Source organism: Streptomyces sp. NPDC001714 (assembly GCF_042892755.1).
Lineage (GTDB): Bacteria > Actinomycetota > Actinomycetes > Streptomycetales > Streptomycetaceae > Streptomyces.
This window is the reverse complement of record NZ_JBIAUL010000008.1, coordinates 345,202-369,200: the sequence shown is the minus strand read 5'-3', so window position 1 is coordinate 369,200 and position 23,999 is coordinate 345,202. Positions and strand designations below refer to the sequence as shown.

At 70.2% G+C, this 23,999-nt stretch carries 22 protein-coding genes; 6 read left to right on the top strand and 16 right to left on the bottom strand.

Going from position 1 to position 23,999, the window contains the following annotated elements:
• Positions 1–21 precede the first annotated feature (21 nt).
• The 3 genes from ACFY0P_RS23480 (at position 22) to ACFY0P_RS23470 (ending at position 2,591) form a co-directional block, all read left to right on the top strand.
• A complete protein-coding gene (locus ACFY0P_RS23480) occupies positions 22–504 on the top strand; it encodes a methylated-DNA--[protein]-cysteine S-methyltransferase (RefSeq protein WP_388916261.1) in 483 nt (160 codons plus the stop codon).
• 142 nt (positions 505–646) lie between these two features.
• Positions 647–1,411, top strand: coding sequence for a DeoR/GlpR family DNA-binding transcription regulator (locus ACFY0P_RS23475; RefSeq protein ID WP_388916258.1), 765 nt, complete (start codon positions 647–649; stop codon positions 1,409–1,411).
• A 148-nt stretch (positions 1,412–1,559) separates the two neighbouring features.
• The gene (locus ACFY0P_RS23470; RefSeq protein WP_388916255.1) at positions 1,560–2,591 is read left to right on the top strand and encodes an LLM class flavin-dependent oxidoreductase; all 1,032 of its coding nucleotides are present in this window, start codon (positions 1,560–1,562) and stop codon (positions 2,589–2,591) included.
• A gap of 84 nt (positions 2,592–2,675) precedes the next feature.
• On the opposite strand, the gene ACFY0P_RS23465 is transcribed toward ACFY0P_RS23470, so the two are convergent.
• From ACFY0P_RS23465 to ACFY0P_RS23455, 3 genes are all read right to left on the bottom strand, one after another.
• Entirely contained in the window at positions 2,676–3,419 is a 744-nt protein-coding gene (locus tag ACFY0P_RS23465) for an NAD-dependent deacetylase (RefSeq protein WP_388916252.1), read from the bottom strand.
• A 112-nt stretch (positions 3,420–3,531) separates the two neighbouring features.
• The gene (locus ACFY0P_RS23460; protein ID WP_388916249.1) at positions 3,532–4,026 is read right to left on the bottom strand and encodes an NUDIX domain-containing protein; all 495 of its coding nucleotides are present in this window, start codon (positions 4,024–4,026) and stop codon (positions 3,532–3,534) included.
• Positions 4,023–5,117 (bottom strand): ADP-ribosylglycohydrolase family protein, encoded by a 1,095-nt coding sequence (locus ACFY0P_RS23455; protein ID WP_388916246.1) that lies wholly within the window; start codon positions 5,115–5,117, stop codon positions 4,023–4,025. Before ACFY0P_RS23455 ends, ACFY0P_RS23460 begins: the two co-directional genes overlap by 4 nt.
• 141 nt (positions 5,118–5,258) lie before the next feature.
• Between ACFY0P_RS23455 and ACFY0P_RS23450 the strand changes: the two genes are divergently transcribed.
• Positions 5,259–6,395, top strand: coding sequence for a glycerate kinase (locus ACFY0P_RS23450; protein ID WP_388916410.1), 1,137 nt, complete (start codon positions 5,259–5,261; stop codon positions 6,393–6,395).
• A 7-nt stretch (positions 6,396–6,402) separates the two neighbouring features.
• Here the strand turns inward: ACFY0P_RS23450 and ACFY0P_RS23445 are convergent, their stop codons facing one another.
• The 10 genes from ACFY0P_RS23445 to ACFY0P_RS23400 form a co-directional block, all read right to left on the bottom strand.
• Positions 6,403–7,629 carry an alpha/beta fold hydrolase gene (locus ACFY0P_RS23445; RefSeq protein WP_388916243.1) on the bottom strand — a complete coding sequence of 409 codons (1,227 nt, stop codon included), beginning with the start codon at positions 7,627–7,629 and terminating at the stop codon, positions 6,403–6,405.
• A gap of 230 nt (positions 7,630–7,859) precedes the next feature.
• Positions 7,860–8,684, bottom strand: coding sequence for a CDP-diacylglycerol--serine O-phosphatidyltransferase (pssA, locus tag ACFY0P_RS23440; RefSeq protein ID WP_388916407.1), 825 nt, complete (start codon positions 8,682–8,684; stop codon positions 7,860–7,862).
• A gap of 22 nt (positions 8,685–8,706) precedes the next feature.
• Positions 8,707–9,363, bottom strand: a complete 657-nt coding sequence (locus tag ACFY0P_RS23435) for a phosphatidylserine decarboxylase (RefSeq protein ID WP_352362639.1) — start codon at positions 9,361–9,363, stop codon at positions 8,707–8,709.
• 169 nt (positions 9,364–9,532) lie between these two features.
• Entirely contained in the window at positions 9,533–10,738 is a 1,206-nt protein-coding gene (locus ACFY0P_RS23430) for an acyl-CoA dehydrogenase family protein (protein ID WP_388916240.1), read from the bottom strand.
• Between the two features lie 3 nt (positions 10,739–10,741).
• Positions 10,742–11,254 carry a MaoC family dehydratase gene (locus tag ACFY0P_RS23425; protein ID WP_351959935.1) on the bottom strand — a complete coding sequence of 171 codons (513 nt, stop codon included), beginning with the start codon at positions 11,252–11,254 and terminating at the stop codon, positions 10,742–10,744.
• A gap of 5 nt (positions 11,255–11,259) precedes the next feature.
• Positions 11,260–12,219 (bottom strand): CoA ester lyase, encoded by a 960-nt coding sequence (locus tag ACFY0P_RS23420; protein WP_062716550.1) that lies wholly within the window; start codon positions 12,217–12,219, stop codon positions 11,260–11,262.
• Positions 12,216–14,264 carry a protein meaA gene (locus tag ACFY0P_RS23415; RefSeq protein ID WP_388916237.1) on the bottom strand — a complete coding sequence of 683 codons (2,049 nt, stop codon included), beginning with the start codon at positions 14,262–14,264 and terminating at the stop codon, positions 12,216–12,218. The genes ACFY0P_RS23420 and ACFY0P_RS23415 overlap by 4 nt, the downstream gene beginning before the upstream one ends.
• Before the next feature lie 17 nt (positions 14,265–14,281).
• The gene (gene ccrA / locus ACFY0P_RS23410; RefSeq protein WP_388916234.1) at positions 14,282–15,625 is read right to left on the bottom strand and encodes a crotonyl-CoA carboxylase/reductase; all 1,344 of its coding nucleotides are present in this window, start codon (positions 15,623–15,625) and stop codon (positions 14,282–14,284) included.
• Between the two features lie 495 nt (positions 15,626–16,120).
• Positions 16,121–16,936 (bottom strand): TetR family transcriptional regulator, encoded by an 816-nt coding sequence (locus ACFY0P_RS23405; protein ID WP_388916404.1) that lies wholly within the window; start codon positions 16,934–16,936, stop codon positions 16,121–16,123.
• A 136-nt stretch (positions 16,937–17,072) separates the two neighbouring features.
• Positions 17,073–18,878 carry a 3-hydroxyacyl-CoA dehydrogenase family protein gene (locus ACFY0P_RS23400; RefSeq protein ID WP_388916231.1) on the bottom strand — a complete coding sequence of 602 codons (1,806 nt, stop codon included), beginning with the start codon at positions 18,876–18,878 and terminating at the stop codon, positions 17,073–17,075.
• Positions 18,879–19,262: 384 nt separating this feature from the next.
• On the opposite strand from ACFY0P_RS23400, the gene ACFY0P_RS23395 reads away from it, so the two are divergent.
• Entirely contained in the window at positions 19,263–19,838 is a 576-nt protein-coding gene (locus ACFY0P_RS23395; RefSeq protein ID WP_388916228.1) for an adenylosuccinate lyase, read from the top strand.
• Here the strand turns inward: ACFY0P_RS23395 and ACFY0P_RS23390 are convergent.
• From ACFY0P_RS23390 to ACFY0P_RS23380, 3 genes are all read right to left on the bottom strand, one after another.
• A complete protein-coding gene (locus tag ACFY0P_RS23390; protein WP_388916225.1) occupies positions 19,825–20,358 on the bottom strand; it encodes a GNAT family N-acetyltransferase in 534 nt (177 codons plus the stop codon). The genes ACFY0P_RS23395 and ACFY0P_RS23390 overlap by 14 nt on opposite strands.
• A gap of 72 nt (positions 20,359–20,430) precedes the next feature.
• Positions 20,431–21,999 carry an alpha/beta hydrolase gene (locus ACFY0P_RS23385; RefSeq protein WP_388916222.1) on the bottom strand — a complete coding sequence of 523 codons (1,569 nt, stop codon included), beginning with the start codon at positions 21,997–21,999 and terminating at the stop codon, positions 20,431–20,433.
• A gap of 151 nt (positions 22,000–22,150) precedes the next feature.
• Positions 22,151–23,191 (bottom strand): Rv2578c family radical SAM protein, encoded by a 1,041-nt coding sequence (locus ACFY0P_RS23380; protein WP_388916219.1) that lies wholly within the window; start codon positions 23,189–23,191, stop codon positions 22,151–22,153.
• Between the two features lie 192 nt (positions 23,192–23,383).
• Between ACFY0P_RS23380 and ACFY0P_RS23375 the strand changes: the two genes are divergently transcribed.
• Positions 23,384–23,827 (top strand): SRPBCC family protein, encoded by a 444-nt coding sequence (locus ACFY0P_RS23375; RefSeq protein ID WP_388916216.1) that lies wholly within the window; start codon positions 23,384–23,386, stop codon positions 23,825–23,827.
• The last annotated feature ends 172 nt before the right edge of the window (positions 23,828–23,999 follow it).

The window sequence follows — 23,999 nt, the reverse complement described above, 5'->3', positions numbered from 1 at the left end:
TGGACGTTCAAGGACATTGCCGTGAAGAACCACACCGTGACCGACAGCCCCTACGGCCCCCTCACCCTGGTGGCCGAGGACGGCACCCTCTGCGGCCTCTACATGGAGGATCAGCGCCACCGCCCGCCCGAGGAGACCTTCGGCACCCGCGACGACGACCTCTTCACCGAGGCCGAGGACCAGCTCTCCGCCTACTTCGCGGGCGAGTTGAAGGAGTTCACCCTCGAACTGCGCCTGACCGGCACCCCGTTCCAGCGCAGCGTCTGGGAACAGCTGCGCCGGATCCCCTACGGCGAGACCCGCTCGTACGGCGAACTCGCCGACGCCCTCGGCAACCCCCAGGCCTCCCGCGCGGTCGGCCTCGCCAACGGTAAGAACCCGGTCGGCATCATCGTCCCCTGCCACCGCGTGATCGGCGCCAACGGCAGCCTCACCGGCTACGGCGGCGGCCTGCCCCGCAAGCAGCGCCTGCTGGACTTCGAGCGGGGAGCGGGCCTCTTCTAGCCGGCCTCGCCCCGGGCGATCGCACCCGCCACCGGCCCCGCGCCCGGCACTTCGCGCACACCACGCTGCGGGCCTCGCCCCTGTGGAAGCGCGCTGTCAGCAGGCGCGTCGGGTACCACGGGGCCGTGTACTGTTTCGTCGCGTGCTGGCTGAACAACGACACCAACTCATCCTGCAGGCCTTGAGATCCGGCGGCACCGTCACCGTGACCGATCTTGCCGGCCGGCTGGACGCCAGTGCCGCGACGGTCCGCCGCGATCTCCTCAAGCTGGAAGAGGACGGTCTGCTCACCCGGGTTCACGGAGGAGCGGTCGTCGAGGAGGCTCCTGCGCCGTTCAGCGAGGCTGCCGAAGCCCAGGTGGATGCGAAGGATGCCATTGCCGCCGAGGCCGTCACGATGATCGAGGACGGCCAGTCGATCATCCTTGATTCCGGCTCGACCGTCCATCGGCTGGCTCGCCGGTTGCACGGGCGCCGCCTCACGGTGATCACCAACAACCTTGCGGTGTACGAGGAACTCGTCCAGGACGAGAACATCGAACTCATGCTGCTCGGCGGCATGGTCGTACGGGAATCGCGCATGCTGGACGGCTTCATGGCGGAGGACAACCTTCGCCAGGTGCACGCCGACTGGCTGTTCATGGGGGCCTGCGGTGTCCGCGCGGGTGGCCAGGTCATGGACACCACGGTTGCCGAAGTGCCGGCCAGACGTGCCATGATCGCCGCCAGCGACAAGGTGGCGCTTCTCGCGGACGACACCAAGTTCCCCGGCACCGGCATGGTGAAGATCTGCGACCCGGAGGACCTGGACGTCGTGGTGACCGATGCCTCGTCCGGCGCTGCGGCCTGGACGGCGTTGCGGGAAGCTGGCGTCCGCGTAATTCGGGTGAGCCCCGCCGGGCTCTAAGAGCCGCCCTTCTCCGCGCAGCGACACCGAACGTACTTCGCGCGGGTCCGTTGCGTTGCGCGAGGTGCGCGGTCGGTGGAGCGCCGAGCGAGTGCGTGGCCGATAGCGTTGCCCGGCAACGAGGTCACCCCCGGGAGGAGACGCGGCCATGAAGTTCGGCATCCTGTTCCGTCCCCAGGACCCGCCCAGTGCCGAGGGCATCGTGCAGCGCTGGCAGGAGATCCTCGCGGCCGCGCGCGTGGCTGAGGAATCCGGGTTCGACGGGCTCTTCGTCCCCGAGCATCACATGATGCCCGACGGCTATCTGCCCTCCCCGTGGGCGGCGCTCGGCGCACTGGCGGCGATCACCGAACGGGTCGACATCGGCACCACGGTCCACCTGCTCCCCTTCGAGCACCCGGTCCATGTCGCCGAGCACGGCGCGATGGTCGACATTCTGTCCAACGGCCGCCTCCGCCTCGGCGTCGGCCTGGGCAACTTCCCGTCGGAGTTTGAGCTTTTCGGGCTCGACGCGAAGCACCAGGTGTCGCGGTTCGAGGAGGGCATCGAGATCGTGCAACGCGCGTGGGCGGGCGAGGAACTCGACTTCCACGGCAAGCATTTCGACGTCAAGGGCCGCATCACGCCGCCACCGGTGAGCCCCGAGCTGTGGATAGGCGCGATGTCGGAACCGGGCGTGCGTCGCGCAGCGCGCTTCGGCTGCCCGTGGCCGACCGATCCCCTGCACAACAGGGAGGTCATGCGTTACTGGGCGGAGCACTATCGCGCCGCCGGCGACGAGTACGGCACCTCGGACAGGCTCGCGGTCAACCTGCTGCGCGACGGCTGGGTCGGCGACTCGCTGGAGGAGGTCGAGCGCACGTGGTGGCCGCACATCCGCGCCGATCACTGGTTCTACTTCAAACAGGTCCCGCGATGGGTGGCCGACCGCGAGCCGTTCCTCAAAGGCGTGACGCAGGAGGAGGACTTCACGTTCGACCGCCACCGGCGTGACCGCCTGATCGTCGGCAGCCCGGACGACTGCATCGCGTCGATCCGCGCGTTCCAGGAGGCGATCGACCCCGCCTACCTGATCATGTCGTTCCGGGTGGCGGCCGGGCCCGGTCACCAGGAAGAGCTCGAGTGCATCCGCCGCTTCGGACGCGAGGTCATCCCGGAGTTCCGCACCGCGTACCGTTAGGCCCTCGCTCGGCGTCCGGGCGACGACGGCGGTGCGGCCGTCCCCGTCGGGCCGGCACCCGATCCGTGGCCTCGCCGGACAGGCTCACCGAGGCGAATCGCTCTCGGTCCCCAGCGTGCCCAGCAGCTTGGGCAGCGCCGTCCCGATGGGCTCGCGGATCACCTCGGCGGCGAGTTCGTCGTACGGCGTCGGCTCGGCGTTGACGATGACGAGCCGGGCGCCGTGGTCGGCGGCGACGCCCGCGAGGCCCGCGGCGGGCTGGACCTGGAGGCTGCTGCCGACGGCGATGAACACCGTGCACGCCTTGCTGATGGCGAGGGCCTCGCCGATCACGACCGGGTCGAGGCGTTCGCCGAACATGACCGTGGCGGACTTGAGGACACCGCCGCACTCCAGGCAGAGCGGGTCCTCCTCGCCGGCCTCGACGCGGGCGATCGCGTCCGCCATGGATCCCCGGGCGTGGCACTTGGTGCACACCACGCTGCGGGCGCTGCCGTGCAGTTCGAGCACCTTGCGGGCGGGCATCCCGGCGAGCTGGTGCAGCCCGTCCACGTTCTGCGTGATGACCCGCACCGGCACGCCGGAGCGTTCCAGCTCGGCGACGGCCCGGTGCGCGGCGTTCGGCTCGGCCTTCAGCGTCCGGTTCTGGCGCCGCATCTGCCAGGACCGGCGGCGGATCTCCGGGTCGCCCATGTAGTACTCGTACGTCACGAGCTTCTCGGCCTCGGGATCCTTCCGCCACAGCCCGTTCGGGCCGCGGTAGTCGGGGATCCCGGAGTCGGTCGAGATACCGGCGCCACTGAGGATGGCGACGAGGGGCCTGTTCATGGGGCCGAGGGTAGGACGGGCGGGCAGCGGGGGCCAACGGTTATCGGACCGCCGACGCCGGGGGACGTTGGAGGGCAGGACGGCGACCCGGGTGTGGGCAGGGGCGGCCGGGTCAGTCGACCCGGTGCCCGTTCTCCAGTTCCGCCGTGCCCGCATCCTGCGCGAGGACGTCCAGGGCGGCCAGGACCCGGCGGCCCAGGGCGCCGGGGAGGTGTGCGGGGAGTTCCGCCGGGGGGACCAGCCGCCAGGACAGCAGTTCCTCCTCCTGGAGCCGGATCGCCTTCAGATCGGCGTCGGAGACGACCCCGCCGTCGTACAGGTAGGCGACGATCGGCGGGCGGCCCGCGCCGTGCACCCAGTCCACCGTCAGCAGCCGGCCCATCTCGCGGTCCAGGCCGATCTCCTCCAGGGTCTCCCGGCGGGCGCCCTGGCGCGGGGTCTCCCCGTCGTCGGACTCGACGGTCCCGCCCGGCAGAGCCCAGCCCTCCCGGTAGTTGGGCTCGACGAGCAGCACCCGTCCCTCGGTGTCCCGGAAGAGCGCGGCGGCTCCGGCGAGGATCCGGGGGAGGCTTGCGATGTACGCGGCGTAGGCGTCAGTCGTGGTCACTCGGGAAGCGTAACCAGTGCGGACTCCGCGCCGGTCCGGGCGAGGCGTACGGTGCGTGCCGCCAGGTCGCCGATGCGGGCCCCGTCGAAACCGAAGACGGCGCTGCGGACCGTGTCCTCCAGGGGATCCCGCCACTGGGCCGGGACGTCCGCCGCGCCGGTCAGCACCCCGGCCACCGATCCGGCCGTCGCCCCGTTGGAGTCGGTGTCCAGGCCGCCGCGCACGGTGAGGGCGAGGGTCCGGGTGAAGTCGCCTTCGCCGTAGAGCAGCCCGGCGGTGAGCACGGCCGCGTTCGGGACGGTGTGGATCCAGCCGAGGCCGGCGGTCTCGGCGGCGACGGTGGTGAGGGTGTCCTCCCAGCCCAGCCGGGTCTCGTACAGGGAGACGACCCGACGCACGGTCCGGGCCAGGCGGCAGCTCGCCGGTACGACGGTGAGCGCGGTGTCGACCGCGTGCCGCACCGTCGGCGCGGTGAACGCGGCCGAGATCAGCGCGGCCGCCCACATCGCGCCGTACACCCCGTTCCCGGAGTGCGAGAGCACCGCGTCCCGGCGGGCCAGGGCGGCGGCCCGGTGCGGGTCGTCCGGGCAGGTCCAGCCGAAGACGTCGGCGCGGATCAGGGCGCCGATCCACTCCTGGCAGGGGTTGTCGTAGGTGGCGGTGAGCGGCGGCTTCAGCCCGTTGACGAGGTTGCGGTAGGCGGCCCGTTCCGCCGTGAAGGTCTGCAGGTACGGCAGCCGTTGCAGCCACAGCTCGCCGACCTGCTCGGTGCTGAAGCCGAAGCCGTGGGTCTCCAGGAGGTGCAGGCCGAGGATCGCGTAGTCGACGTCGTCGTCGCGGCAGCTGCCGTGGATCCGGCCGCGCACGCACTGCCGCCACTCCGGGCGCAGGGCGAGCGCGTCGCTCTCGTCGGCGGGCTCGGGGAGGTAGTCGGTGAGCGGCAGGGCGGCGGCCCGCCGCAGATAGCCGTCGATGCGCTCCCGGGTCCACAGGTCGCCCCGCTCGACCGGTTTGCCGAGCATGTTGCCCGCGATCCGGCCGAGCCAGCCGCCGAGCACACGGTCGGCGAAGTCGGGCCCCAGACTGGTCATGGCTGAGGTCTACCCGTTTTCGCAGGGGGCTCCCAGCCGCTTCCCAGGCATCGGGCGGGGCATGACGGCGAGGGTGTCCTCCGGTTAAGGTCACAGCGGCGCGACTGGCCTTGACGTGCGCGAGGCCCGGAGAGCAAGGGGATACAGGTGACACAGCGCGTGCTCATCGCCGCGGACAAGTTCAAGGGCTCGCTGACGGCCGTGGAGGTCGCCGAGCGGGTCACGGCGGGGCTCAGGCGGGTCGTGCCCGGCGTCGACGTCGAGGCGCTGCCCGTCGCGGACGGCGGGGACGGCACGGTGGCCGCGGCGGTCGCGGCCGGATTCGAACGCCACGAGCGGGAGGTCGCCGGGCCGCTGGGGCAGGAGGTCACCGCCGCGTTCGCGCTGCGCGGCGGCACCGCGGTCGTGGAGATGGCCGAGGCGAGCGGGCTGCAGCGGCTGCCCCGGGGTGTCTTCGCACCCCTGACGGCCTCCACGTACGGCTCCGGAGAGCTGCTGCGGGCCGCGCTGGACGCGGGTGCGCGCACGATCGTCTTCGGTGTCGGGGGGAGTGCCACGACCGACGGCGGCGCCGGGATGCTGTCCGCGCTCGGCGCGCGGTTCCTCGACGAGGACGGCGAGCGGGTACCGCCGGGCGGTGGCGGCCTCGCCGATCTGGCCCGCGCGGACCTGTCGGGCCTTGACCCGCGACTGTCCGCCGTCGACCTGGTCCTCGCCAGCGACGTCGACAACCCGCTCACCGGCCCGAAGGGCGCGCCGGCCGTCTACGGCCCGCAGAAGGGGGCCTCGCCGGACGACGTGGAGCTCCTGGACGCCGCGCTGGCCAACCTCGCGAAGGTCCTGGAGGCCGAGGCCGGTCCGCGCGCCGCCGAGTACGCGGTGGCGCCCGGGGCAGGCGCCGCCGGGGGCATCGGGTACGGCGCCCTGCTGCTCGGCGCCCGTTTCCGGCCCGGTATCGAGGTCATGCTCGACGTCCTGGGCTTCGCGCCCGCGCTGGAGCGGACGTCGCTGGTGATCACGGGCGAGGGCTCGCTGGACGAGCAGACCCTGCACGGGAAGGCGCCGGCCGGGGTCGCGGCCGCGGCCCGCGCCGCCGACAAGGAGGTCGTCGCGGTGTGCGGCCGCCTCGCCCTGCCGCCGGAGGCGCTCGGCCGGGCCGGGATCCGCCGTGCCTACCCGCTCACCGAGATCGAACCGGACGTGGTGAAGTGCATCGCGGACGCCGGGCCGATCCTGGAGCGGGTGGCGGAGCAGATCGCGCGGGACTTTCTCTGCTGAGGGCGGCCTAGACCGGCGTCAGGACACCCGTCGAGTCCCGGTAGTAGCTGCCGCTCGTGAGGCCCCACACCTTGTGCTTGTTGTGGAGCCACTGGAACGCGATGTCGTGCACGATCTCGGCGGGGCGCTCCCAGACCACGGAGTGTCCCGCACCCTCCAGCTCGAACATCAGCTTCTCGGGCCCGCCGATGGCCTTGTAGAGGGCCGGCACGGAGAAGCGCAGCGGCGCGGGAACGGGGACGTTCGGCGCGGTGTTGGCCGTCTTGTCCAGTTCTCCGTAGACGATGGCGACGGGAACCCGGTCGCCGAGGATGTAGTTGCCCAACGCGTCCTGGCAGGGCACCGTCTCCTTGGTCCAGCCCCAGAAGTAGGGGTTGCGGAACCGATGGATGCCCTCGTACGCGCCTGATGGCAGCTTCTGGCCCCATTTGCTGCCGACGGGGTCGTTCGCCATCATGGCGGCCCACGCCGTGTCCTCCATGCCGGGCTCCCGTTGGGGTGGGCTGCCCTGCTCGCGGTTCCACGCCTCCACGAAGCTCTTCTTGTCGCTGACGAACATGGGGAAGCCGTACAGCGTGGGCGGGTCGGAGACCGGCAGCGGGGTGTTCCGCGGGATCGCGAAGGGGGCCGCGGGGTCGCCCGACCACCGGCCGTCAGGCGGGAAGACGGGGGCGAGCAGGAACAGGCTCTTGACCATCTCGGGGTGCTGGAGGGTGTACGGCCCCATGGACGGCGCCGCGGCGGACCAGCCGATGAAGTCCATCGGCTTGTTCCTGCCGGGCAGCGACCTGATGAAGTCGACCACGGTGGCCAGCTCCGCGCATTCGCTGTCGGTGTTGCTCAGCTGGTGCGGGTACAGAGGCGGCCCGGTGTACGGGGGCGACAGCGGATTGGGCGACAGGACGCCGCGCTGCGCCGGGTTGGCGTTGCGGGGCTCGTCCATCTTCGGGCGTGGCGACCGCCCGTTGCCCTGCAGGTCCATCATGAAGACGTCGTAGTGGTGCTTGGCCAGGTCCTGTGCCCAGTTGTAGTCGATGTCGGACCAGGGGACCGTCAGGTCGTACCCGGCGAGAACCGGCACGCTCCGGCCGTGGAGCATCAGCACCACCTCGTGTGGCTGGTTGCCCTGGGTGCCGTCGTACTCCCGGACGAAGAGTTTCACGGTGTCGCCCTCGTTCGCCGGAAGCTTCGAGACGTGCGAGACCGAGTAGTCCGTGAGGGTGGGTGCGGGCATGGCTGTCCTCCGATCCGTAAGACGCGGGTCATCCCCATCCCCGAATGGGGACAAAACCCCGTAAAGTTCAACCCAATTCCACCGTCCTCTTCTGTCCCGTCCCCTGCAACTCGGCCCCGGTCAGGGGTGGTTGACCGGTCAAAGGCCAACCCCGTGTGCCCTTGAAGCCGAAACGGGCGTGGCCCGAGCCTCGAAGGCTCGGGCCACGCCCGTCGGCGGTGTGCGGAGCGTCAGGGCAGCTGCGCCGCCCGCGCCTCGCGCCTGTTGTCGCGGAAGTTGTTCACCCGGCGGGCCGTGGCGAACAGCGGGATCACCGCGCCCATCACCAGCTGCAGCGCGCAGCCGGTCTGGAGGAGGAGCTGGCCGCTGGGCGCGTCGAAGGCCCAGGAGACCAGGAGGCCCATCGAGAGGACGATCCAGCCGAGCATCGCGACCGCGAGGCGGCCGCGCGGCTTCGGGTACTCCACCCGGCTCACCATCAGCCAGGCCGTGCCCAGGATGGCGAGAAGCGTCGCCACGAAGGGGAGCTCCAGCAGGACGATCGAGACCACCGTCAGCGCACCGAACGGCGAGGGCATGCCCTGGAACATGCCGTTCGGCGGTGTCACGCACGAGAACCGGGCGAGTCTCAGCACCACGGCGAGGAGCACGACCACCGCTCCGAGCGCGGCCACCTTCTGGTACGCGTCGTCGGCCACCATGCCGTAGACGAGCACGAAGTACGCCGGCGCGAGGCCGAAGCTGATCAGGTCGGAGAGGTTGTCCAGTTCCGCGCCCATGGGGGAGGAGCGCAGCTTGCGTGCCACCAGGCCGTCGAACAGGTCGAAGACCGCCGCGCAGAGCATGAGGATGACCGCCGTCGCGGCGCTGTGGCGCGCCATGCCGGCCGACTGGTCGTCCCCGGTGAGGTGCGGGATCAGGATGCCGGTGGTGGTGAAGTACACCGCCATGAAGCCGCACGTGGCGTTGCCGAGCGTGAGGGTGTCCGCTATCGAGAGGCGGAGAGAGAGCGGCATCTCCTCCTCGTCCTCGCCGATCTCGTCGGCCTCGGGCACCCAGCCCGCCTGGGTCTCAGGATCAATCACGGTCAATGCGAGTCACCCCAGCCACGGTCTTCTGGCCGACCTCGACCGCGACGTCCACGCCCTCCGGCAGGTAGATGTCGACACGCGAGCCGAAGCGGATCAGACCGATGCGGTCGCCCTGCTCGACCTTCGTGCCCTGCGGGACGTAGGGGACGATACGGCGGGCCACCGCGCCGGCGATCTGGATCATCTCGATGTCGCCGAGTTCGGTGTCGAAATGCCAGACTACGCGCTCGTTGTTCTCGCTCTCCTTGTTGAAGGCGGGAACGAAGCCACCGGGGATGTGCTCCACCGACGTCACCTCGCCCGCGAGGGGCGCGCGGTTGACGTGGACGTTGAGCGGGCTCATGAAGATCGCGACCCGGGTGCGTCCGTCCTTCCACGGCATGATGCTCTGCACCACACCGTCGGCAGGGGAGATGACACGGCCCTGGGCGATCTCACGCTCGGGGTCGCGGAAGAACCACAGCATGCCCGCGGCGAGCGCGGTGGCGGGCACGGCGACGGCCTTGGCAGCGCCGGAGCGACGGGCGCGGAGGAGGCTGACGGCTGCGGTGGCGACGGTCGGGAGAAGCCACGGCGATGCTCCGCGCGCGAGGCGTACGCCGGCCAGGCTGTCTCGATGTGCAGAGGTTTGGCTGTGGGGCATGGATGACCTTCGTAGCGGATGATGCCGCGCAGGATATGGGGACGGCGGCTTTCCGGGATCGTACCGGTCGGGGGCCGCAACTGGGCAAGCGAGGAAGCCGAGTCGGCGGCCGAAGACCGTTGACGGGGTGTGATCTTCTTCTCGAAGAAAACACCCCGTAGCGGGACAATCAGCCCTGGAATCGATACTCTTCGAGCAACCTTCGCCCGATGATCATTTTCTGGATCTCGGCGGTGCCTTCGCCGATCAGCAACATCGGCGCCTCACGGTAGAGACGTTCGATCTCGTACTCCTTGGAGAAGCCGTAGCCGCCGTGGATCCGGAAGGCGTCCTCCACGACCTCCTTGCAGTACTCGGAGGCGAGGTACTTCGCCATCCCGGCCTCAAGGTCGTTTCGTTCCCCGGAGTCCTTTTTGCGTGCCGCGTTGACCATCATGGCATGCGCGGCCTCGACCTTGGTGGCCATCTCCGCCAGCTTGAACTGGATGGCCTGGTGCTGGGCGATCGCCTTGCCGAAAGTGTGACGCTGCTGGGCGTACCGGACGCCCAGTTCGAACGCACGCTGCGCGACACCGCAGCCACGCGCCGCCACGTTGACGCGACCGACCTCGACCCCGTCCATCATTTGGTAAAAACCTCGGCCGGTGACCCCGCCGAGCACCCGATCGGCCGGGATCCGCAGCCCGTCCATGATCAGCTCGGTGGTGTCGACGCCCTTGTAGCCCATCTTGTCGATCTTGCCCGGGATGGTGAGGCCGGGGCGGACCTCGCCGAAGCCGGGCTCCTTCTCCACCAGGAAGGTCGTCATCGACTTGTGCGGGGCCGTGCCCTCGGGGTGGCCTTCGTCACTCCGCACGAGGACGGCCACGAGGGACGAGGTGCCGCCGTTCGTCAGCCACATCTTCTGGCCGTTCAGGACGTACTCGTCGCCGTCCTTCACCGCCTTCGAGGTGATCGCCGACACGTCCGAGCCGAGCCCCGGCTCCGACATCGAGAACGCGCCCCGGATGTCGCCGGCCGCCATCCGCGGCAGGAAGTGCTCCTTCTGCTCCTGGGTGCCGTGCTGCTTGAGCATGTACGCCACGATGAAGTGCGTGTTGATGATCCCGGAGACGGACATCCACCCACGGGCGATCTCCTCGACGCACAGCGCGTACGTCAGGAGGGACTCGCCCAGGCCGCCGTACTCCTCGGGGATCATCAGGCCGAACAGGCCGAGCTCCTTGAGGCCGTCGACGATCTGCTGCGGGTACTCGTCGCGGTGCTCCAGCTCGGTGGCGACCGGGATGATCTCCTTGTCCACGAAGTCGCGGACGGTGGAGAGGATCTCCTGCTGGACGTCGGTCAGACCGGCGGTCTGGGCGAGACGGGCCATCGCTTACTTCCCCTGTTCCTTCAGCTCGGGGCGGCCCGGCTGCTCGCCGCCGCGCTCCTTGATGTACGTCTCGGTCGGCACCATCACCTTGCGGCGGAAGATGCACACCAGCGTGCCGTCCTGCTTGTAGCCCTTGGTCTCGACGTAGACGATCCCGCGGTCGTCCTTCGACTTGGAGGGCCACTTGTCGAGCACGGTCGTCTGGCCGTAGATCGTGTCGCCGTGGAAGGTCGGCGCCACGTGCTTGAGCGACTCGATCTCCAGGTTGGCGATCGCCTTGCCGGAGATGTCCGGGACGGACATGCCGAGCAGCAGCGAGTAGATGTAGTTCCCGACCACCACGTTCTTGCCGAAGTCCGTCGTCTTCTCGGCGTAGTTGGTGTCCATGTGGAGCGGGTGGTGGTTCATGGTGAGGAGACAGAACAGGTGGTCGTCGTACTCCGTGACCGTCTTTCCCGGCCAGTGCTTGTACGTCGCCCCGACCTCGAACTCCTCGTACGTGCGTCCGAACTGCATCGCGCTCAGGCCTCCGGGATCTCGAACTTCGAGGTGCGCTGCATGCCGGCGGCCCGGCCCTTGCCGGAGATGACCAGGGCCATCTTGCGGCTGGCCTCGTCGATCATCTCGTCGCCGAGCATCGCGGAGCCCTTCTTGCCGCCCGCCTCGGACGTGTAGTAGTCGTACGCGTCCAGGATCAGCTCGGCGTGGTCGTAGTCCTCCTGCGACGGCGAGAAGATCTCGTTGGACGCCTCGACCTGGCCCGGGTGCAGCACCCACTTGCCGTCGAAGCCGAGCGCGGCGGCCCGCTGGGCGACCTCGCGGTAGCCGTCGATGTTGCGGATCTGCAGGTAGGGGCCGTCGATCGCCTGGAGGTTGTTGGCGCGTGCCGCCATCAGGATCTTCATCAGGATGTAGTGGTAGGCGTCCGCCGGGTAGCCGGGCGGCTGCTCGCCCACGACCAGCGACTTCATGTTGATGGACGCCATGAAGTCGGCCGGGCCGAAGATGATCGTCTCGACGCGCTGGGACGCGGTGGCGATCTCGTTGACGTTGTTGAGGCCCTGCGCGTTCTCGATCTGCGCCTCGATGCCGATCTTGCCGACCTCGAAGCCCATGGTCTTCTCGATCTGGGTCAGGAGCAGGTCCAGGGCGACGACCTGCTGGGCCGTCTGGACCTTCGGCAGCATGATGCAGTCGAGGTTCTGCCCGGCGCCCTCGACCACGGTCACGACGTCACGGTACGTCCACTCGGTCGTCCAGTCGTTGACCCGCACCACGCGCGTCTTGCCGGTCCAGTCGCCCTCGTTGAGGAACTTGACGATGGTGTGCCGCGCCTCGGGCTTGGCGAGCGGCGCGCACGCGTCCTCCAGGTCGAGGAAGACCTGGTCCGCCGGGAGACCCTGCGCCTTCTCCAGGAAGCGCGGGTTCGAACCGGGTACGGCCAGGCACGAGCGCCGCGGACGGAGACGGTTGACGGTCATGCGGGGACCTCCAGGGGGTCGAGCTTGTTCGCTTTCCGGATCTCGTCGACGATGCGGCCGATGATTCCGGTGATGTCGAAGTCCTTCGGGGTGAAGACCGCGGCCACTCCGGCTTCCCTGAGCTGCTCGGCATCACCGTTCGGGATGATGCCACCGGCGATCACCGGTATATCTGTGGCACCGGCCACACGGAGTCGTTCCAGGACGTCCGGGACCAGCTGGGCGTGCGATCCGGAGAGGATCGACAGGCCCACCGCGTGCACGTCCTCGGCCAGGGCCGCGTCCACGATCTGCTCGGGCGTCAGCCGGATGCCCTGGTACACCACCTCGAAGCCGGCGTCCCGCGCGCGCACCGCGATCTGCTCGGCGCCGTTGGAGTGACCGTCGAGACCCGGCTTGCCGACCAGGAAGCGGAGCTTGCCGCTGCCCAGGTCGCGGGCGGTGGCGTCCACCTTGGCCCGCACCTCGGCCAGCGCCGAGCCGGCCTCCACCGGGACCGCGACGGGAGCGGAGGAGACGCCGGTCGGCGCCCGGAACTCGCCGAACACCTCCCGCAGGGCCCCGGCCCACTCACCGGTCGTCACGCCCGCGCGAGCGCACTCCAGGGTGGCCTCCATGAGGTTGTCCGTGCCCTTGGCGGCCTCCTTCAGCCGCTCCAGGGCCTTGCAGGGGCGCGGGTGGTTGAACGGCGGCTGGTAGCGCGTGTCGCGCCAGCGCCCGATCGCCTCGACGACCCGGGCCTCGACCGCCGGGTCGACCGTCTGGATCGCGGTGTCCAGGTCGGCGGTGAGCGGGTTCGGCTCGGTGGTCTCGAAGATGTTGACGCCGACGATCTTCTCCTGGCCGGACTCGATCCGGCCCCGCCGCTCGGCGTGCGACGCCACCAGCTGCGACTTCAGATAGCCCGACTCGACGGCCGCCATCGCGCCGCCCATCTCCTGGATCCGGTCCATCTCCGCGAGCGAGTCCTCGACCAGCTGGGCGACCTTCGCCTCGATGACGTGCGAGCCCTCGAAGATGTCCTCGTACTCCAGCAGGTCGCTCTCATGGGCGAGCACCTGCTGGATGCGCAGCGACCACTGCTGGTCCCAGGGCCGGGGCAGGCCCAGGGCCTCGTTCCACGCCGGAAGCTGCACGGCACGCGCGCGTGCGTCCTTCGACAGCGTCACCGCCAGCATCTCCAGGACGATCCGCTGGACGTTGTTCTCCGGCTGCGCCTCGGTCAGCCCGAGCGAGTTCACCTGGACGCCGTACCGGAAGCGGCGCTGCTTGGCGTCCTCGATGCCGTACCGCTCACGGGTGACCTTGTCCCAGATGCGGCCGAACGCCCGCATCTTGCACATCTCCTCGACGAACCGGACGCCGGCGTTCACGAAGAAGGAGATGCGGGCGACGACATCGCCCATGCGCTCCTGCGGCACCTGGCCGCTGTCGCGCACCGCGTCGAGGACGGCGACGGCGGTGGACATCGCGTACGCGATCTCCTGGACCGGCGTGGCGCCCGCCTCCTGCAGGTGGTAGCTGCAGATGTTGATCGGGTTCCACTTCGGGATGTGGGAGACCGTGTACGCGATCATGTCCGTCGTCAGGCGGAGCGAGGGCCCCGGCGGGAAGACGTGCGTCCCCCGGGACAGGTACTCCTTGACGATGTCGTTCTGGGTCGTGCCCTGGAGCTTGGTGATGTCCGCGCCCTGCTCCTCGGCGACCACCTGGTAGAGCGCCAGCAGCCACATGGCGGTGGCGTTGATCGTCATCGAGGTGTTCATCTGTTCCAGGGGGATGTCCTGGAAGAGCCGGCGCATGTCACCGAGGTGCGAGACGGGCACGCCCACCCGGCCGACCTCGCCGCGGGCGAGGATGTGGTCGGGGTCGTAGCCGGTCTGCGTCGGCAGGTCGAACGCCACCGACAGACCCGTCTGGCCCTTGGCGAGGTTGCGCCGGTACAGCTCGTTGGACGCCTCGGCCGTGGAGTGCCCGGCGTACGTGCGCATGAGCCACGGCCGGTCCTTCACACGTGCCCCGTCGGCGATCTGACGCTCAGTCATCTATGACCTCGGGTGTCTCAGATGTTGCGGAAGCGGTTGATGGCGTCGAGGTGCTTGGCGCGCATCTCCCCGTCGCGCACGCCGAGGCCCTCCTCGGGGGCGAGGCAGAGCACGCCGACCTTGCCCTGGTGCAGGTTGCGGTGCACGTCGTAGGCGGCCTGGCCGGTCTCCTCCAGGGAGTAGACCTTCGACAGGGTGGGGTGGATCTTGCCCTTCGCGATCAGCCGGTTGGCCTCCCAGGCCTCGCGGTAGTTGGCGAAGTGCGAGCCGATGATCCGCTTCAGGGACATCCACAGGTAGCGGTTGTCGTACTCGTGGTTGTAGCCGGAGGTGGAGGCGCAGGTGACGATCGTGCCGCCCTTGCGGGTGACGTAGACCGAGGCACCGAAGGTCTCGCGGCCGGGGTGCTCGAAGACGATGTCGACGTCCTCGCCGCCGGTGAGCTCACGGATGCGCTTGCCGAAGCGCTTCCACTCGCGCGGGTCCTGCTCCTGCTCGTTCTTCCAGAACTTGTAGCCCTCGGCGTTGCGGTCGATGATCGCCTCGGCGCCCATGGCCCGGCAGATCTCCGCCTTCTGCGGCGAGGACACGACACAGATGGGGTTGGCGCCGCCGGCCAGCGCGAACTGCGTGGCGTACGAGCCGAGTCCACCGCTCGCGCCCCAGATCAGCACGTTGTCGCCCTGCTTCATGCCGGCGCCGTTGCGGGAGACCAGTTGCCGGTAGGCGGTGGAGTTGACCAGGCCCGGGGCCGCGGCCTCCTCCCAGCTGAGGTGGTCCGGCTTCGGCATCAGCTGGTTGGACTTGACCAGCGCGATCTCGGCGAGGCCGCCGAAGTTGGTCTCGAAGCCCCAGATCCGCTGCTCGGGGTCGAGCATCGTGTCGTTGTGGCCGTCGCTGGACTCCAGCTCCACGCTCAGGCAGTGCGCGACGACCTCGTCACCAGGCTTCCAGGCGTTGACGCCCGGGCCGGTGCGCAGGACGACGCCCGCGAGGTCGGAGCCGATGATGTGGTAGGGCAGGTCGTGCCGCTTGGTCAGCTCGCTGAGCCTGCCGTAGCGCTCCAGGAAGCCGAAGGTCGACAGCGGCTCGAAGATCGAGGTCCACACCGAGTTGTAGTTGACACTCGATGCCATGACGGCGACCAGGGCCTCGCCCGGGCCCAGCTCGGGCAGGGGGACCTCGTCGAGGTGGATCGACTTGCGCGGGTCCTTGTCGCGGGTCTCCAGGCCCGCGAACATGTCCGTCTCGTCCTTGTGCACGGTGATCGCGCGGTACGACTCGGGAAGCGGCAGGGCGGCGAAGTCGGCCGGCGTCGATTCCGGCGACTGGATCGCGTCCAGAATGGCCTGAGTGGTCACGGTGTTGCCTCCGGCGGTGTGCGCCCCCCTGAGGGGGAGGGGCGCTGAGGGTTACGTCGGTGCTGCTGAGGGTTTTGGGAAAGGTGCCGTCGGTTCGGCGGGGTGGTGCTTCGGCAGCGCTTTGTGGCGCGGGAGGTTGCCTGTGACGCAGGCGTCCGGCGGGGTGGGCCGATGGGCTCACCGGGACAGGCCGAACACCTCGAAGGTATGACACCGCGTGTCAGGTGGCAAGGCACTGAGTGCCAGGAATCGCTCTCAGATGAAATCTTTACGTAACAAATGAGCGATGATCGATCAAACCTACTGGCGGGTAGGGGAAAATGGCCCGTCTTGCGGGAGACGTCCGGATGTCGGGGACGGGCCGCGAGGTGTGGCTCACAGAGGCTGCGTGACGCATGCGTCAGGGCGCGGCCGACGAAGATTCAGCCCGTCCGGCGTTTGAGGACGAGCGGCGGAGCCGCGGTTCTGTGACCGCGACCCACCCCTACCGGCTCTTTACGACCGCTCCTTCAGCGCCTGCTCGATCGTGCGCATCACCTCGTCCAGGGGCGCGTCCGTGCGGGCGACCGTCACCAGCACCTCACCCTGCGACGCGACGGAAGCCGACGCGGGCGGGCGAGGCGCAGCCTCTCTGCCCGCCCCGATCCCGTTCCCGAACGTCTTCCGCACGATCGCGAAGGCATGGTCCAGCTGCAGCTCGACGTCCCCCTGCCCGCCCGCCCGCAGCCAGCGCCGCAGCACGTGGTTGTGGGCGGTGACCACCGCCGACGCCGCGACCTCGGCCAGCAACGGGTCGTCGTTCGCGTCGTCCGCGTGGGCGTGCTCGTCGAAGTGGCCGAGGAGATAGCGGGTGAAGAGACGCTCGTAACGGGCCACCGACGCGATCTCCGCCTCGCGGAGGGTGGGTACCTCGCGGGTGAGTTTGTAGCGGGCGACCGAGATGTCCGGCCGGGCCGCGTACATCTTCATGACTTCCTTGATGCCGCGGCACACCGTGTCGAGCGGGTGCTCATGGGCCGGGGCCGCGTTCAGCACGGCCTCGGCGCGGATCAGGGTGTCGTCGTGGTCCGGGAAGATCGCCTCTTCCTTGGAGCGGAAGTGACGGAAGAAGGTGCGGCGGGCGACCCCGGCGGCGGCCGCGATCTCGTCGACGGTGGTCGCCTCGTACCCCTTCGTCGCGAAGAGCTCCATCGCGGCGGCCGCCAGCTCCCGGCGCATCTTGAGCCGCTGGGCCGCCGCGCGGCTGCCCGCGGCACTCTCCGGCGCGTCCGGCGTGGCGGGGGTACGTGAGGACTTGGCGGGCTGGGACATGACCCGAACGTACTGCATGTGCGCAGCTTGATGCGCAGGTCCGGGGTTTCCCCCGCCCGCGAAGGGCGGGGGACCGTCGGCCGGGTCGAGCAGTCCGCCCCAGTCCTTCTCGTCCCGGAACCAGTCGCCGACCCCGTCAGCGGCGGGCATATTCGCGGAAGCCACGGCCGGTCTTGCGGCCGAGGCAGCCCGCGGCCACCAGGTGCTCCAGGAGCGGCGCGGGCGCCAGGCCCGGGTCGCGGAACTCCCGGTGCAGCACCTTCTCGATGGCGAGCGAGACGTCCAGGCCGACCACGTCGAGGAGCTCGAACGGGCCCATCGGGTAGCCGCCGCCGAGCTTCATCGCCGCGTCGATGTCGTCGAGGGACGCGTAGTGCTCCTCGACCATCTTGATCGCGTTGTTGAGATACGGGAACAGCAGCGCGTTGACGATGAATCCGGCCCGGTCGCCGCAGTCGACGGCGTGCTTCCTGATGCGGCCGCAGACCTCGCGGACCGTGGCGTGGACGTCCTCGGCGGTCAGCACGGTGCGGACGACCTCGACCAGCTTCATGGCCGGCGCCGGGTTGAAGAAGTGCATGCCGATCACGTCCTGCGGACGCGAGGTGGCCCGGGCGCAGGCGACGACCGGCAGCGAGGAGGTGGTGGTGGCGAGGACCGCGCCCGGCTTGCAGACCTTGTCCAGGGCCTGGAACAGCTGCCGCTTGACCTCCAGGTCCTCGGCGACCGCCTCGACGGCCAGGTCGACGTCCGCGAAAGCGTCGTACGAACCCGCCGGGGTGATCAGGTCCAGGGTCTGCGCGGCCGCCTCCGCGGTCATCCGGCCCTTGCCGACGGAGCGGTCCAGGGACTTGCCGATCCTGGCCTTCGCCGCCTGCGCCTTCTCCTCGCTGCGGGCGGCGAGGACGACCTCGTACCCGGCCTTGGCGAAGACCTCGGCGATGCCGGAGGCCATGGTGCCGGAGCCGGCGACGCCGACCGAGCGGACCGTACGGCCCGGGGTGAGCGCGGCGCCGTCCAGCGGGGTGAGCGCGTCCCGGACGACGCCGGCGCTGCCCGGGGCCTCGTAGGTGTAGAAGCCGCGGCCCGACTTGCGGCCGGTCAGGCCCGCCTCGCTGAGCTGCTTGAGGATCGGGGCCGGGGCGTGCAGGCGGTCGCGGGACTCGGCGTACATGGCCTCCAGGACCGTACGCGCCGTGTCGACGCCGATCAGGTCGAGCAGGGCGAGAGGGCCCATCGGCAGGCCGCAGCCGAGCCGCATGGCCGCGTCGATGTCCTCGCGGGAGGCGTACTTGGCCTCGTACATCGCGGCGGCCTGGTTGAGGTAGCCGAACAGCAGTCCGTCCGCGACGAAGCCGGGACGGTCGCCGACCGCGACCGGCTCCTTGCCCAGCTCGATCGCCAGGTCGGTGACGGCGGCGACGGCGCCCGGCGCGGTGAGCACCGAGGAGACGACCTCGACCAGCTTCATCGCCGGGGCCGGGTTGAAGAAGTGCAGGCCGAGGACGCGCTCGGGGCGGGCCGAGTCGGCGGCCAGCCGGGTCACGGAGAGCGCGTTGGTGCCGGTCGCGAGGATGGTCTCCGGGCGGACGATGCCGTCCAGCTCCCGCAGGACCTGGTGCTTGATGTCGTACGACTCCGGGACCACCTCGATGACGAGGTCGGCGTCGGCCGCGGCCGACAGGTCGGTGCCGGTGCGGACCCGGCCGAGGATGTCGGCGCGCTCCTGCTCGGTCAGCTTGCCGCGCGCCACGGCACGGGCGGTGGAGGACTCCAGCGCGGCGACGGACCGGGCGGCCTGGGCCTCGCCGACGTCGATGCCGATCACCTCGCGGCCGGCCTTGGCGAGGACCTCGGTGATACCGGTGCCCATGGTGCCGAGGCCGACGACGGCGATCGTCCGGAGCGGGGACAGGGAAGGGTCGGACTGGGGAGTGGCCATCGCGGGACTCCAGGAATGAGGGTGACGACTGGAAACGCGCCCGGGTGCGCCGAGGGGCGCACCGGGTGCGGAGAGAGCTGCGTGCATGCGGGTGGTGGTGCCGGGCTGCGAGCGCACACGCCCGGTGCTGCTGCCACGGGCGCGCACACGCCCGGCAGCGGCGGATTCCGACCGGCCCTGTCCCGGAGCCGGGTCGTACTGCGGTACCGAGGTACCGAACCGACCTGACACTCACGGCGGCTGCGTCACCAAACCGGCGTGAGCGGTGGTGCGAGTGGGTGACACTCGCTCGATTGAGCTTAACCGGCGGGTAACGAGCGCGCCAGCCCTCCGACTTTGTGATGTACGTCCCTCGGTCGCCGCAACCCCTCTACGCTGGGCTTCGTGGACGAAGAGTTGCGATCACTCACGGAGCGTTTGCGGCAGGAGTCGCACGGAACGGCCGCCTACGACCGGCTTCTGGCCACCGAGGACCACGACGAACTGGCGGAGGTGCTCACCGCGGCAGGACAGCCCCTGTGGGCCAGGGAGCTGGCGGCGTTCCGGCTGGGGACGGCCGGTGACCGGCGGGCCTTCGAGACCCTGGTCCTCCTCCTCAACCACCGCGACCCACCCCGCTGCGCCTCCGCCGCCTACGCCCTGGCCCGGCTGCACGACCCGCGTACCGCCCGCGCGGCCGCCGCCCTCGCCACCAACGAACTCCGTGTCGCCTACGCCCTGCACCCGGTCCGCCTCCTGGTCGAACTCCGCGCACCGGAGTCCGTCCCCGCCCTGATCACCACCCTGGAACGCCGCCTGCGCCCGCACGATCCCTACCGCAAGGTCGCCCTCGCCTGCGTGGACGGCCTCGGCACCCTCGGCGACACCCGCGCCCGCCGCGTCCTGACCGAGGCCCTGGCGCACCCGACCCTCGCCGAGGCGGCCGTCCAGGCACTCGCCCGCATCCCTAGGCAGAGGTGACGCCGAGCTCCCTGACATACCGCACCTCGGGCACCGGCACCCCGTCGACCTCGTACGGCTCCTCGGCGCCGTCGGCCGCGAAGCCCGCGACTTCGTAGAACCGCCGGGCGCGCGCGTTCTCCTTCAGCACCCACAGATACAGACGCGGGTGCCCGGCGCACTGCTCGAGCACCGTCGCGAGCAGCGCCCGCCCGGCGCCGGTGCCGAGGTGTGCCGCATCCACGTAGATGGCGTACAGCTCGGCGTCACCGGTGCGCACTTCACCGTCCCGGTACGGCCCGTGCGCCGCCCACCCCACGATCGTGCCGCCTCGCTCGGCGACCAGCTCCGACACCCCGCTCCCGCCGTCCCGGAACCGGGCCCGCCGCCGCTCGGCGTCCCGCTCGACACTGAGCCCGTCCAGGAACGGCTGCGGCATGAGGCCCCGGTAGGCGTACTGCCAGCCCCGGATGCGGATCTCCGAGACACGGTCGCAGTCGTCGAGGGTCATCGGGCGGATGCGGAGGGGGCCGTCGTTCATGGGGGCACCCTAGGCGGCGAACGGCCCCGGCGGCCCGGCGTTTCCGGGTCACCGGGGCCGCAGGTGCGCCGCTCAGCCGCGGAAACCCAGCAGCCCGTGCAGGGTCGAGCCGCGGGACGACGTCGAGGCCGCCTTGGTGGTGAGGGGCTTCGGGTCGGGGGTCTTCCTGCAGACCGCGTCGGCGGTGCCGGTGCCGTGCGGGACCGTGCCGTCGGTCAGGTAGGCGGCGAGGTGGGTGTCCAGGCAGGTGTTGCCGCTGAGCGTGATGCCGTGGTTGCCGCCGCCCTGCTCCACGACCAGGCCGGAGCGGGCCAGCAGGCGGTGGACCGTGACGCCGCCCTGGTAGGGGGTGGCCGCGTCGTCCGTCGCCTGGAAGAGGAGGACCGGGGGGAGCTTGCCGTTGGCGATGCTCGGCGGCCTCAGGGTCTTCGTCGGCCAGTACGCGCAGGACGCGTTGTACCAGGCGTTGTTCCAGACCATGAACGGCGCCTTCTCGTACGCCGCCCAGTTGTCCTTGCGCCACTGGTTCCAGTCCCGGGGCCAGGAGGAGTCCCGGCACTGGACGGCCGCGTAGACGCTGTAGCCGTTGTCGCCGGACGCGTCGACGGCGGCGAAGTTCTGGTAGGCCTCGACCAGGGCGGCCGTCTTCTTGCCGTTGACGTAGGCGGAGAACGCCTCGGCCAGGTAGGGCCAGTAGCCGTTGTAGTAGCCGCCGGGGATGAAGGTGTCCTCCAGTTCGGCGGCGCCCACCTTGCCGCCGGCCGGCTTCTTCGCCAGCGCGGCCCGCATGGCGTACCACTTGGCCTCGACCTTCTCCGGGTCGGTGCCGAGCCTGTACGTCGAGTCGTACTTCGCGATCCACGCCATCAGGGCGCGCTGGCGGTCGTTGAACGCGTGGTCCTGGCTCAGGTTGTCGTCGTACCAGACGCCGGTGGGGTCGACGATCGAGTCCAGGACCAGGCGGCGGATCCGGTCCGGGTGCAGCTTCGCGTAGACCGCGCCCAGGTAGGTGCCGTACGAGTAGCCGAAGTAGCTGATCTGCCGGGCGCCGAGGGCCCGGCGGACCGAGTCCAGGTCCTGTGCGGCGTCGACCGTGTCGAGGTACGGCAGCAGCTTCGCGTACTTCCTGCCGCAGGCCGCCGCGAACGACCGCACCCGCTTGAGGTTCGCCTGTTCGAGGGCGGGGGTGGCCGGGACCGAGTCGGGACGCACCGGCCTGAAGTAGCCGGGCGCGCAGTCGATCGCCGGGCTGCTCTTCCCGACACCGCGCGGGTCGAAGCCGATGACGTCGTACTGGGCGGCCACCTTCTTGGGCAGCGTGGACGCCACGAAGCCCGCGAGGGCCAGCCCGCTGCCGCCGGGGCCGCCCGGGTTGACCAGCAGCGGTCCCTGAGAGACGGACGCGGTGTGCGGGACGCGGGAGAGGGCGAGCGTGATCTGCCTTCCGCGCGGGTTCCGGTGGTCGAGGGGCACCTTGACGGAGCCGCACTGGAGCGTCGGGTAGTCGGTGGTGCCGCACTTCCTCCAGGCCACCGGGGACACCTGGACGGGGGCTCGGGTGACGGCGTTCGCGGGCAGGGCGGTGAACGAACCGGCCACGACAGCGGCGGCGGCGCACAGCACGGCTGCGCGTGTTCGCATGGGTCCTCCCAGGACGGAGGGTCGCGGACCGCGCGTGCCACGGTCCTCGCCGCATCGTCCCGGAAACGGGACCCGGAAGAACGCATTCTGACGATGAATGACCCAATTGGTCCGAGGCTTGCGCCCGAACGCCCCCGGGCCCGCAGGTCGGTCAGAGCAGGGTGAGCTGGGTCGGCTCCGGCAGCGCGGGCTCCTCCTCCGCCGCCGGTACCGGGATCCGGCGGGCGGTGCCCGCGCGGTTCGGCCCGATGCCGTACTCCTCGGCCAGCTCGTGCACCTGACGGGTGATCCGGCGCTGGTACCACTTGGGCGCGTAGGCGCCCTCCGCGTACAGCCGCTCGTAGCGCCGCACCAGGTGCGGGTGGTGGGCCGCGAGCCAGCTCATGAACCACTCGCGGGCGCCCGGCCGCAGATGCAGCACCAGGGGCGTCACCGAGGTGGCCCCGGCCGCCGCGATCGCCCGCACGGTGGCCCGGAGCTGGGCCGGGTGGTCGCCGAGGAAGGGGATCACCGGCGCCATCAGGACCCCGCAGCCGATGCCGGCCCCGGCGAGGGCGCGGACGACGTCCAGGCGGCGCTCGGGGGCCGGGGTGCCCGGCTCCACCGTGCGCCACAGCTCGGGGTCGACGAAGCCGACCGAGACCGAGATGCCGACGTCCGTGACGTCCGCGGCCCGGCGCAGCAGGTCCAGGTCGCGCAGGATCAGGGTGCCCTTGGTGAGGATCGAGAACGGGTTCGCGTGCTCGGTGAGGGCGGAGATGATCCCCGGCATCAGCCGGTAGCGGCCCTCGGCGCGCTGGTAGCAGTCGACGTTGGTGCCCATCGCGATGTGGTCGCCGAGCCAGCGGCGCGAGCCGAGCTGCCGGCGGAGCAGCTCCGGCGCGTTGACCTTGACCACGATCTGGGTGTCGAAGCCGATCCCGGTGTCCAGGTCCAGATAGCTGTGGGTCTTGCGGGCGAAGCAGTACACGCACGCGTGGGAGCAACCCCGGTACGGGTTCACCGTCCACTCGAACGGCATCCGCGAGGCGCCCGGCACCCGGTTGATGATCGAACGGGCCCGCACCTCGTGGAACGTGATTCCTCGGAACTCAGGTGTGTCGAAGGTCCGGGTCGTGACCGCGTCCGCGCCGAACAACGCGGCCCCGGCCCGGCCGTGATCGGCCTCCTCGGTGAGGTTCTCCCAGCGCATGACGCCTCCTCGGTAGCACTGTACAGAGAATAGAACATCTGTTCCCATGATCGTGCGAACGATCTGTGGAGACCGCGCGGACGCCGTTTCCGGTCGCGTTTCCGATCGCTTGCGGCACCCCGATTTGGGCGGCCGGGTGCCGGGGTGGTTGGCTTGGCGCAACCCCGAGAACTCAGGTGCTGGAGGAAAGCGATGGCGCAGGTCGAGGCCACTACGGAGCGGATCGTCGGCGCGGACGCGGAGACGGTGTTCGACGCGATCGCCGACTACAGCGGCACGCGCGCGAAGCTGCTCCCCGAGCACTTCAGCGAGTACGAGGTGCGCGAGGGCGGCGACGGCGAGGGCACCCTCGTCCACTGGAAGCTGCAGGCCACCAGCAAGCGGGTCCGGGACTGCCTCCTGGAGGTCAGTGAGCCCACCGACGGCGAGCTGGTCGAGAAGGACCGCAACTCGTCCATGGTCACCACCTGGCGCGTCACCCCGGCCGGGGAGGGCAGGGCCAAGGTCGTCGTGCACACCACCTGGCAGGGCGCCGGCGGCATCGGCGGCTTCTTCGAGAAGACCTTCGCGCCCAAGGGCCTCGGCCGGATCTACGACCAGGTGCTCGACAAGCTCGCCACCGAGGTCGAGAAGTAGTACCGGTTCATCCGGAGGTGAGTAACCTCCGGATGAACAGGGGGTGTTGGCTCCCTCACCGGTTCGAGTGGATCTCCGATTCGGCCGGTCTCGTGCCGTAACTCGTCGCGCTTGCTCGCAGTTGTCGCCCTACGGGAAATAAAGCGGCAATTGTGCGCAGGTGCGACGAGGG

Coding starts and splice junctions, on each gene's coding strand:
- ACFY0P_RS23400 (WP_388916231.1), bottom strand. CDS start 18,878: ATGGCCACTCCCCAGTCCGACCCTTCCCTGTCCCCGCTCCGGACGATC.
- ACFY0P_RS23465 (WP_388916252.1), bottom strand. CDS start 3,419: ATGAACAGGCCCCTCGTCGCCATCCTCAGTGGCGCCGGTATCTCGACC.
- ACFY0P_RS23435 (WP_352362639.1), bottom strand. CDS start 9,363: ATGCCCCACAGCCAAACCTCTGCACATCGAGACAGCCTGGCCGGCGTA.
- ACFY0P_RS23405 (WP_388916404.1), bottom strand. CDS start 16,936: ATGTCCCAGCCCGCCAAGTCCTCACGTACCCCCGCCACGCCGGACGCG.
- ACFY0P_RS23470 (WP_388916255.1), top strand. CDS start 1,560: ATGAAGTTCGGCATCCTGTTCCGTCCCCAGGACCCGCCCAGTGCCGAG.
- ACFY0P_RS23430 (WP_388916240.1), bottom strand. CDS start 10,738: ATGGCCCGTCTCGCCCAGACCGCCGGTCTGACCGACGTCCAGCAGGAG.
- ACFY0P_RS23455 (WP_388916246.1), bottom strand. CDS start 5,117: ATGACCAGTCTGGGGCCCGACTTCGCCGACCGTGTGCTCGGCGGCTGG.
- ACFY0P_RS23380 (WP_388916219.1), bottom strand. CDS start 23,191: ATGCGCTGGGAGAACCTCACCGAGGAGGCCGATCACGGCCGGGCCGGG.
- ACFY0P_RS23385 (WP_388916222.1), bottom strand. CDS start 21,999: ATGCGAACACGCGCAGCCGTGCTGTGCGCCGCCGCCGCTGTCGTGGCC.
- ACFY0P_RS23415 (WP_388916237.1), bottom strand. CDS start 14,264: ATGACTGAGCGTCAGATCGCCGACGGGGCACGTGTGAAGGACCGGCCG.
- ACFY0P_RS23425 (WP_351959935.1), bottom strand. CDS start 11,254: ATGCAGTTCGGACGCACGTACGAGGAGTTCGAGGTCGGGGCGACGTAC.
- ACFY0P_RS23420 (WP_062716550.1), bottom strand. CDS start 12,219: ATGACCGTCAACCGTCTCCGTCCGCGGCGCTCGTGCCTGGCCGTACCC.
- ACFY0P_RS23390 (WP_388916225.1), bottom strand. CDS start 20,358: ATGAACGACGGCCCCCTCCGCATCCGCCCGATGACCCTCGACGACTGC.
- ACFY0P_RS23375 (WP_388916216.1), top strand. CDS start 23,384: ATGGCGCAGGTCGAGGCCACTACGGAGCGGATCGTCGGCGCGGACGCG.
- ACFY0P_RS23445 (WP_388916243.1), bottom strand. CDS start 7,629: ATGCCCGCACCCACCCTCACGGACTACTCGGTCTCGCACGTCTCGAAG.